Origin of the sequence: Saccharopolyspora sp. NPDC002686 (assembly GCF_040295745.1) — a bacterium.
Classification (GTDB): domain Bacteria; phylum Actinomycetota; class Actinomycetes; order Mycobacteriales; family Pseudonocardiaceae; genus Saccharopolyspora; species Saccharopolyspora oryzae.
Genome location: NZ_JBEOVY010000312.1, coordinates 1 through 9434 on the forward strand (window position 1 = coordinate 1; position 9434 = coordinate 9434).

General features: G+C 69.3%; 9 protein-coding genes. 3 read left to right on the forward strand and 6 right to left on the reverse strand.

All coding sequences use genetic code 11. From position 1 onward, the window contains the following. Positions 1-192: 192 nt before the first annotated feature. On the reverse strand, positions 193-1788 hold the full coding sequence (gene eccB, locus ABTZ89_RS30405) for a type VII secretion protein EccB (protein WP_351051135.1): 1596 nt from the start codon (positions 1786-1788) through the stop codon (positions 193-195). Between the two features lie 175 nt (positions 1789-1963). Here eccB and eccE point away from each other — a divergent pair, with 175 nt between their 5' ends. Both eccE and ABTZ89_RS30415 read left to right on the forward strand, forming a co-directional pair. Next, a complete protein-coding gene (gene eccE / locus ABTZ89_RS30410) occupies positions 1964-3286 on the forward strand; it encodes a type VII secretion protein EccE (protein ID WP_270947629.1) in 1323 nt (440 codons plus the stop codon). Continuing rightward, positions 3283-4014, forward strand: a complete 732-nt coding sequence (locus ABTZ89_RS30415; RefSeq protein WP_270947628.1) for a hypothetical protein — start codon at positions 3283-3285, stop codon at positions 4012-4014. Before eccE ends, ABTZ89_RS30415 begins: the two co-directional genes overlap by 4 nt. Before the next feature lie 133 nt (positions 4015-4147). Here ABTZ89_RS30415 and ABTZ89_RS30420 read toward each other — a convergent pair whose 3' ends face one another. Both ABTZ89_RS30420 and ABTZ89_RS30425 read right to left on the reverse strand, forming a co-directional pair. Then, positions 4148-4609: a VOC family protein gene (locus ABTZ89_RS30420; protein ID WP_351051139.1), complete on the reverse strand. Its 462-nt coding sequence runs from the start codon at positions 4607-4609 to the stop codon at positions 4148-4150. Then, entirely contained in the window at positions 4606-5178 is a 573-nt protein-coding gene (locus ABTZ89_RS30425) for a DinB family protein (RefSeq protein ID WP_351051142.1), read from the reverse strand. Before ABTZ89_RS30425 ends, ABTZ89_RS30420 begins: the two co-directional genes overlap by 4 nt. A gap of 178 nt (positions 5179-5356) precedes the next feature. On the opposite strand from ABTZ89_RS30425, the gene ABTZ89_RS30430 reads away from it, so the two are divergent. Further along, positions 5357-6316, forward strand: a complete 960-nt coding sequence (locus ABTZ89_RS30430; RefSeq protein WP_351051144.1) for a helix-turn-helix transcriptional regulator — start codon at positions 5357-5359, stop codon at positions 6314-6316. A gap of 455 nt (positions 6317-6771) precedes the next feature. Here ABTZ89_RS30430 and truA read toward each other — a convergent pair whose 3' ends face one another. The 3 genes from truA to ABTZ89_RS30445 are packed head-to-tail and all read right to left on the reverse strand — an operon-like array spanning position 6772 to position 9304. Then, on the reverse strand, positions 6772-7650 hold the full coding sequence (truA, locus tag ABTZ89_RS30435) for a tRNA pseudouridine(38-40) synthase TruA (RefSeq protein WP_351051147.1): 879 nt from the start codon (positions 7648-7650) through the stop codon (positions 6772-6774). A 17-nt stretch (positions 7651-7667) separates the two neighbouring features. Further along, on the reverse strand, positions 7668-8171 hold the full coding sequence (gene rplQ / locus ABTZ89_RS30440) for a 50S ribosomal protein L17 (protein WP_270947623.1): 504 nt from the start codon (positions 8169-8171) through the stop codon (positions 7668-7670). Between the two features lie 47 nt (positions 8172-8218). Continuing rightward, positions 8219-9304 (reverse strand): DNA-directed RNA polymerase subunit alpha, encoded by a 1086-nt coding sequence (locus tag ABTZ89_RS30445; protein WP_270947622.1) that lies wholly within the window; start codon positions 9302-9304, stop codon positions 8219-8221. Positions 9305-9434 lie beyond the last annotated feature (130 nt).

Here is a 9434-nt window from a genome sequence, read left to right on the forward strand (position 1 = left end):
GCACCCGCAGTCCAGGCGGGCGCTGAGGTTCCGCCACCCGCACCGCCACGCAGGACGAGGATGGAAAACCTTCAGTGGCACTTACAACAATCCGCCCGCAGCGTCACCGTGGCGCTGCGGGCGGATCGCTCGTTCTCTCGGACGTTCGAATCGGCCTGTTCGGTTCCCTCCCCGGCGGTGCCGGACGGAGGATCAGCTACCTGCCTGGGCCGATCCTGCTTGCTGCTGCGGGTTGTTCGGGTTCTCCGGCGGGCGGTTCACGCCCGGACCGACCGGCACCGCGTCGTAGGTCATGCTGGCGTTCGCCGGGTCGAGGAAGTCGCCCTTCGGCAGCACCCGCGTGAGCCACGACGGCCCCGCCTTGACGTCACCGGCACCGCCGATCACGCCCAGGCCCTGCGCGGTCGGGACGTCCTTGACGCCGTACTGCACGCCCTGGTCGGACACCATGAAGATCGGACCGCTGTCCGCACCGGCCTCGTTGGAGGCGCCGCGAACCACGGCCGCCTTGCCCGCCGGCATGTAGAAGTAGTCGACCATCGGGCCGGTGCCGTCGTACTGCGCGAGCTTGACGGCGGCCTTGGCGGCCGGGGTGCCCTTGTTCAGGGTCACCGTGATGTTCTGGTCGCCGTTGACGTTCTTCCAGCTCAGGCACGAGGTGTCGGACTGCTGGAAGGTCACCGGCTTCGGCACCGCCATCGGGTAGCCGGACAGGTTGACCTGCTCGCTGCTGTCGGCCTCGTCGGCGTCGGTGATCGCACCGGTCGCGTTCGGGATGTCCTTGCTGTTGGTCTTGGCCGCGTGCAGCACCGCCGCCGCGCCCTCGCTGATCTTCTGCTTGCCGCTGGGCAGCAGCAGGTAGAACTCGTCGTTCTGGCCCGGAACCGTCCGGCTCACGACGTCACCGACCTTGCGGTTGGTCATGTAGCCCTGCAGCGCCTCGCCGTCCCGCGGGATGTTCGGCACGTGCAGCGCCGGCACCTCCGGGATCGCGTTGAGCATGTTGGTGCTGATGGTCCGCGGCGTCGCGCCCCGCAGCCCGTACATGTCCATCACGGTGGTCTCGGTGCTGTTCACCAGCGACTTGACCGCGTGGGTGTGCGGCTGACCCGGCAGGTCCTGCACCCGGTAGATCAGGTACTCCCGCTTGGAGGTCTGGTCCTTGACGTACAGCGACTGGTCCGGCGCGAGCTCCGCGCCGTGGTTGTCGTCACCGCCGATCACCGTCGTCTGGACCTTGGTCTCCTCCTCGACGCGGGCGTCGTTGATGGAGTCCTTGACCTGGCCGACGTCGCAGACCGCCCAGGACGGCACCGCGATGTTCTTGGAGTCGGGCAGGTAGGTCGGGGCGTTGACCAGACCGGTGAGCGAACCGCGCGGGAAGTCGCCCAGCGCCGATTCCTTCACCACGGTGGTCGGAACCGCGCCGCTGCCCTGCGCACCGCCCTGCTGCATCACGAGCAGCTTCGCCGACGCCACGTTGAGCATCGGGATCAGCCGCTTGTCCGCCTGCTGGTCGGAGGTGACGACGAAGACCGCGCCGGTCTCCTTGCCGATGATGATCGAACCCGGTTGCGGAACCGAGCCCTTGCCGCCGAACAGACCCCACACGAGGAAGCCGATGCAACCGATCGCGGCCAGCACCGCACCGGCGATCGTGGCCCGCTTGTGGGAGCCCATCGGGTCGTGCAGCATCACGGCGTCCTTGCGCACCAGCGCCGACTCCATGCGGCGCAGCACGAACTGATACGCCTGAACCTGTGACTTGGTTGTGGGTGTTGATGCCATTCTTCGCCTACAGCTCTCCCGTCCGAGGTACGGTTTCGCAGGATAGTCGCAGAGAGATACCGAATGGGTGCGGTTCCGCCTAGTCCGTCAGTATTCTCTTCACGCGGCTGATCGAAGATTCGCGTCCCAGCGCGCCGAGAGCCGCACCTACCTGCGAGGGGGAGAGACCGAACGGATGTCCGTGACCACGCAACATCCGGCCCAGCCGAAAGCTCCCGGGCCCGCCAATCCGTCCCGCGCTCGCATCCGCGCGCGCCGGCGGCGCATCAATGGCGTAACGCTCGGCGGCATCCCTGCGGCCAACATCGTGCTCATCGAGGTGGGCCTCGCCATCGGGCTCATCCTGACGATCATCGGCGCGAAGCTCGACCTGGCGAACGTCATGCTGCCGGTCGGCGCCGGCATCGCGCTGCTGTCGATCATCATCGCGCTGCTGCGGCGCCGCGGCCGCTGGTTCACCCAGTGGTTCGGGCTGGTGCTCGAATACCGCGGCCGCAACCACACCCGGGTGTCGAACCCGGCCGACGTCGACGCCATGGAACCGGCCGAGGACAAGAACGGTGACGGCATCATCGGCCCGGACGAGAACCACCGGGTCGCGCTGCTCCGCCTGGTCGTCGAGGACCTGGTGATCGCCCGCAGCCAGGACCACGACCGCAACCCGGTCGGAATGTCCTGGCACAACGGCAAGTGGACCGGCGTCCTCCAGGTCGAGGGCGCGCCGTCGCTGCTGAATCCCGTTGAGAGCGCACCGAACCTGCCGCTGAGCGCGCTGGAGCCGTGCCTGGAGGACCGCGGTGTCGTGCTCGACGCGATCCAGGCCATCTGGCACTGCTACCCGGGAAGTGCTGCGCTGCCGTCGAATTCGCCCGCGCTGAACTCCTACCTCGAGGTCCTCGGCCGGCTGCCCGCGGCTGCGCGGCGCACCACCTGGATCGCGGTCCGGCTGGACCCGCAGCGCTGCGCCAAGGCGATCGGCGAGCGCGGCGGCGGCATCCTCGGTGCGCAGCGCGCGCTGATCGGTGCGATGTCGCGAGTCCGCAGCGCACTGGAGCGCCAGGGCGTTCCGACCCGGCCGCTGGACCCGGACGAGCTGCTGCAGGCCGGGATCTCCTCGGCGGAGCTGCACAACGTGATCGGTTCGCAGCGCCCGGTGGGCCTCAAGGAGCGGTGGGACGGCGTGACCGCCGGTGGCGTTGGTCACTCCAGCTACGCCATCACCGGTTGGCCGAACCAGATGAACGACAGCCTGAACGCGCTCACCGGCATCCGCGCGCTGTCCACCAGCATCGCGCTGTCCATCTCGCCGGTCGGCGAGGAGGGCGAGGTCGGGCTGCGCGGCCTGGTCCGGGTCAGCGCCCGCACACCGTCCGAATTGGACACCGCCGATGAGCGGCTGAAGGCGATCAGCCACCGCCTCGGCCTGACCCTCACCCCGCTGCGCGGCTCGCAACTGGCCGGTTACGCAGCGACGCTGCCGCTCGGAGGTGCGGCATGAGCCGAAGCAGAACGATCGATGTGCCCGGAAACCAGGGCGCAGCACCGGAATTCCTGGTCACCCCGGAAACCCTGGACGCCATCAGCCCGTCCGGCGACCGGGGCGGGGTGATCATCGGCTCCAACCCGCAGAAGGAAGCGGAAGCGGCGTCGATCCTCCGCCCGCACCCGACCCGCATGGTCACCGTCGGCGGCCTGTACCTCGCCCGGCAGCTGGCGCTGCGCGCGATGGCCACCGGCGCGTGGGTGATCGTGGCCACCGGACGTCCGGCGGCGTGGAAGACCTTGGAGCGCGCGGCCGGGCAGACCCCGGACGGCAAGCCGGTGCCGCTGGTGCAGATCCGCCGCCTGGCCCCGTTCGACCTGCCCCGGTCGTCCGAGGACACCCCGCTGCTGGTGATCCACGACGGCGGTGCGGTGCCGCAGGAGCTGTTCCCGCCCCGCGCCCCGTGGCAGACCACGATGTACGTCCTGCCCTACCTGCACCCGCAGGTGAGCAGCGGCACGGCGGCGAACACGGCGGACCTGGTCCTCCTCCAGCGCCTCCCGCTGAACCAGGCCCAGCTGGCCCAGCGCATCTGGAGCCTGCAGAACCCGCAGGTCCAGCAGCTGACCCAGCTCCAGGACGACCAGGTGATCGCCCTGGGCAACATGACCTGGACGATGATCGGCCTGGTGACCAACAAGAAGGAGCAGGAGATCCTCGGCCCGATCCGCCGCGGCGACTGATCCTGAACCCTCGCGAAGAAGCCCCGACCTCGCTGGTCGGGGCTTCTTCGCTTTCAGCTGCGGGAATTCGCGGCTATTACTACCCGCCGATTCGACTCATCGGTGCGACACCCGGGCTGATCGTCCGAAGTGGTCAGTCGAGGCAGAACTCGTTGCCCTCCGGATCGGCCATCACGATGTGCCCGCCGCCGAACGGCGGTTCGGGCTCGTGGCGGCTCACCCGGGTCGCACCGAGCCCGACGAGGCGGTCGCATTCGGCTTCCAGCGCCGCCATCCGCTCCTCGCCCTGCAACCCGGGCGCCGCGCGGATGTCGAGGTGGAGGCGGTTCTTGGCGACCTTGTCCTCCGGCACCCGCTGGAAGAACAGCCGCGGGCCGCGCCCGTCCGGATCCTCGAGGGCCGACCTCGCGTTGCGCTGCTCCTCCGGCACACCCACCCGCTCCAGGAATGCGTCCCACGCGGCCAGCGGGTCCGCGCCCTCGGCGAGCTCTGCGCCTGGCGGGCCGGGGATGGCGTAGTCCAGGGCGTCGCGCCAGAAGACCGACAGGGCTCGCGGGTCGTGGGCGTCGATGGTGACCTGGAACTCGCGGCTCATCGGAGGGGCCCTTTCGCGTGCACGTGGAGGTCGCGCAGCAGGCACACCTCGGACAGGTGGTGGATGAGCTCGCGGTGGATGTGCAGCACCAGCTCCGCCATCGAGCGCTCGGCCCACGGTCCTTCCGCCGACCCACACGGTTCGGCGAGTCCGGCTTCGCCGAGGGCTTCGACCCCGGCGAGCCACATGGCGCACTCCGCGTCGAGCTGCTCCAGCGCGTCAGCGGCGGTCTCCGCGTACTCGAACGACTCGTAGTCGGTGGGCGTGCGGCCGAAGTGCGAGGCGTTGCGCATCGCGAGGACGCCGACGATCACGTGCCCGAGCCGCCAGGCGATGGTCGTGAACGGCGCCGGCACCGGTTCCGGGAACGCGAAGTCGATGGTCATCGCACCCGAACCGGCCTGCATCTGAGCGGTGCCGGTGCCGCGCGGACGCACGTTCCAGCAGTCGGGCACGGGCTCCCAGAAGTACTCGTCGTCGGTGAGGCCGTCGAGGCGCGGCCGCAGCTGCTCGGTCCAGTGCCAGGTGAACTGATCCCGGAGCAGCGAGTTCCAGAGCTGATCGGTCATGCGCCCATCGTCACCGATATTGCGGACAGGTACCTTCCGTGATTCGTGCGAGGATCCGCGCATGGCCCCCTTGTGCCGACCCTCAGGGGACCGTGACGCAACTCAGCCACAAGAAACCGCAAAAGGCGAGATCAATCCAGACGCAACCACCACTGAAAAATCGCGGAGAGGCGGGACTGTGACGGCCGAACGGGTTCTGCGGTTGCTGGCGCTGCTCCAGCGGAGACCGTCCTGGACCGCCACCGAGCTGGCCGCTGAGCTGGGAGTCACCGATCGCTCCGTGCGGCGCGACGTGGAGCGGCTGCGGGCGCTCGGCTACCCCGTGCACGCGACGGCAGGCGTCGGCGGCGGCTACCAGCTCGGCGCGGGCACCCGGCTTCCGCCGCTGCTCTTCGACGACGAAGAGGCGATCGCGACGGCGGTTTCGCTGCGCCTGGCCTCCGGCGGCACGGTCGCCGGCACCGGCGAAGCCGCGCTGCGCGCGCTGGCGAAGCTCGACCAGGTGATGCCGCCGCGGCTGCGCGCCGAGGTCCGAGCGGTGCACAGCGCCACCGACACCCTCGTCGGCCCCGGCACCGAGATCGACGCGGAACTGCTGGTGACCCTCGCCCGCGCCTGCCGCGACTCGGTCCGCGTCCGGTTCCGCTACGCCCGCCGCGGCGACGAGGAGAGCGAGCGCGCGGTGGAGCCGGTGCGGATGGTCGCCACCCGTCACCGCTGGTACCTGATGGCCTTCGACGTCGACCGGGACGACTGGCGCACCTTCCGCCTGGACCGGATGCGCGAAGTGACGGCGACGACCTGGCGCTTCCGCCCGCGAGAGCACCCGGACCCGGTGGCCTACGTCCAGCACTCCACGTCCGAAGCCCCGTACCGCCACCTGGCCCGAGTCCGCCTGCGAGCCACCGCCGCCCAAGTCCGCGACCTGGTCCCACCCCAGGTGGCGAAGGTCGAAGACGACGAAGACGGCTGGTGCACCTTCACGGCAGGAGGGGACGACCTCGACTGGCTGGCGATGCACATAGCCCGCCTCGGCTTCGAAGCAGAAGTCCTCGACCCCCCAGAACTCCGCCGAGCAGCCCAACACCTCGCCCACCGGCTCACCACCATGGCCACCGGCGAACCCAGCACCCGGTGACGCAAATTCAATGGAAATCAGACGTCCGATTTCCATTGAAATCGCAGAAGTTCTCCACAGGAACCCGGACCTGTCCACAACCACCGGCGTGTCCGACACCGACACACCCCGGCATGTCCAGGTCCCGACACGTCGAGGGGACTGCAGTTTCAATTGAAACTGCAGATCCCAGGCACGGCGGATCACAGTTTCAATTGAAACTGCCTTCAGTCCGGACTGAAGGATCGGCACCTGATCGAGGGAGGCCTTTCCAGCCTGGCCGGCCATGCACATAGCCCGCCTCGGCTTCGAAGCGGAAGTCCTCGACCCCCAGAACTCCGCCAAGCGGCCCAACACCTCGCCCACGACCTCACCGCAATGGCCACGCCCGGCTGAGGCTCCGGGGGAACGCAAATTCAATGGAAATCGGACATCCAATTTCAATGGAATTTGCGGAGCGGAACCGGGTGAACCGGTCAGGGGCGGGTGCGGACGGCCCGGGTCTGGGCGGCTCGGGCTTCGAGCTCCTCGTCCGGCGGGTAGTCGACCGCCGTCAGGGTCAGGCCGTGGGCCGGGGCCACCGCCGTGGTGCGGGTTTCCGACTCCAGGACCTGCCCCGGCCAGGGGCGGGGGCGGCGGCCGTCGCCGACCATCAGGAGGGTGCCCACCAGGCTGCGGACCATCGAGTGGCAGAAGGCGTCCGCGCTCACGTGCACGGCGATCAGGTGGTCGTCGAGGCGCTCCCACTCGAAGCGCTGGAGCTCGCGCACCGTGGTCGCGCCTTCGCGCGGCTTGCAGTACGCCGCGAAGTCGTTGAGGCCCAGCAGTTCTCGGGACGCCGCGTTGAGCGCGTCCACGTCCAGCGGGCGGTTCCAGGCGAGGGTGTCCCGGCGGCGCAGCGGGTCAACACCCCACGGCGCGTCGGACACCTGGTAGCGGTAGTGGCGCCGCAGCGCCGAAAAACGGGCGTCGAAGGCCTGCGGGACCACTCGCGCGCCCAGCATCCGCACGTCCGCGGGCAGGATCCGGTTCCACCGGTGCACCATCCGCCCGAGGTCCGGAATGCCTTGCGCGTCAACGGGAACCCGGCTGCCGCCGTCCTCGTGCGGCACCACGTCGACGTGCACGACCTGACCCGAGGCGTGCACCCCGGAGTCCGTGCGACCGGCCACCACCACCGAGCGCGGCACCGACCGGCCCGGCGGCTGCTTCGCCAGCGCGTCCTCGACCAGTCCCTGCACGGTGCGCTGACCCGGCTGCTTGGCCCAGCCGCAGAAGTCCGTACCGTCGTAGGACACGTCAAGGCGCACGCGAACGAGCCCGCCCTCCCCAGCGGGAGCGACGGGCTCGTTCACAGCACTGCTAGCCGGAATCAGGACTCGTCCTTCTTCTCGGCGGCGGTGTCCTCGGCCTGGGCCTCGGTCTCGGCGACCTCGGCCGGAGCCTCGGTCGTCTCGGCCTTCGGCTCGTCCTTGGCGAACTTCGTGCCGCGGGCGGCCTCCGCCTCGGTGGTGACCAGCTGCTCGGTCACCAGCGCGATGACGGCCATCTTCGCGTTGTCACCCTTGCGCGGCATCGTCTTGATGACGCGGGTGTAACCGCCGGGGCGCTCCGCGAAGTGCGGGCCGATCTCGGCGAAGAGCTTGTGCACGACGTCCTTGTCGCGGATGGTCTTCAGGACCTCGCGACGGTTGTGCAGGTCACCCTTCTTGGCCTTGGTGATCAGCCGCTCGGCCAGCGGCCGCAGCCGCTTCGCCTTCGCCTCGGTGGTGGTGATCCGACCGTGCTCGAACAGCGCGGTGGCCAGGTTGGCCATGATGAGCCGCTCGTGCGCCGGCGACCCGCCGAAACGCGGACCCTTGGTCGGGGTGGGCATCGGTTGCTCCTCTCAGGGCGCGCCGGAACCCCGGACGCGCAACACAGCTACAGCTGCTCTGTCTCCGCGTAGTCCTGACCGTCGTCGTAGCCGCTGTCCTCGACCGGACCGACCGAGCCGAGGGTGGTCTCCTCGTCCTCGGCCGACCAACCCTCGGACGGGTACTCGGCAGCCGCGGCGGACGGGTCGAACCCGGGCGGGCTGTCCTTGAGCGCGAGCCCAAGGCCGGCCAGCTTCATCTTGACCTCGTCGATGGACTTCGCACCGAAGTTGCGGATGTCCAGCAGGTCGGCCTCGCTGCGCGAGACCAGTTCGCCGACGGTGTGGATGCCCTCCCGCTTGAGGCAGTTGTAGGAGCGCACCGTCAGGTCGAGGTCCTCGATCGGCATCGCGTAGGCCGCGATGGTGTCGGCCTCGGCGGGCGACGGGCCGATCTCGATGCCCTCGGCATCGACGTTGAGCTCGCGGGCGAGCCCGAACAGCTCGACGAGGGTGCGACCGGCCGACGCCACCGCGTCACGCGGGGTGATGGACGGCTTGCTCTCCACGTCGAGGACCAGCTTGTCGAAGTCCGTGCGCTGCTCGACACGGGTCGCCTCGACCTTGTAGGTCACCTTCAGCACCGGCGAGTAGATCGAGTCCACCGGGATGCGGCCGATCTCGGCACCGGTCGCCTTGTTCTGCATGGCGGGGACGTAGCCGCGACCGCGCTCGACGACGAGCTCGATCTCCAACTTGCCCTTCGCGTTCAGCGTGGCGATGTGCAGATCGGGGTTGTGCACCGTGACACCCGCCGGCGGAACGATGTCCGCGGCGGTGACCTCACCCGGGCCCTGCTTGCGCAGGTACATGGTCACCGGCTCGTCTTCCTCGGAGCTGACGACCAGCTCCTTGATGTTCAGGATGACGTCGGTGACGTCCTCCTTCACACCCGGAATCGTGGTGAACTCGTGCAGCACACCGTCGATGCGCAGGCTGGTGACCGCCGCCCCCGGGATGGACGAGAGCAGCGTGCGGCGCAACGAGTTGCCGAGGGTGTAACCGAAGCCCGGCTCCAGCGGCTCGATGACGAACCGGGAGCGGGTCTCCGACACGACCTCTTCGGACAGTGTGGGTCGCTGGGAGATGAGCACTTGACTTTCCTTTCCTCACGGCGCCCGCTATTTGACGCCGATGGAATGGCGTGCCCGCACGATGCGGGCCGGTGGCGGATTCCTGCACCGCCACCGCAGGCTGCGAGCCGCCGGCGACCGCTGCTGCGGT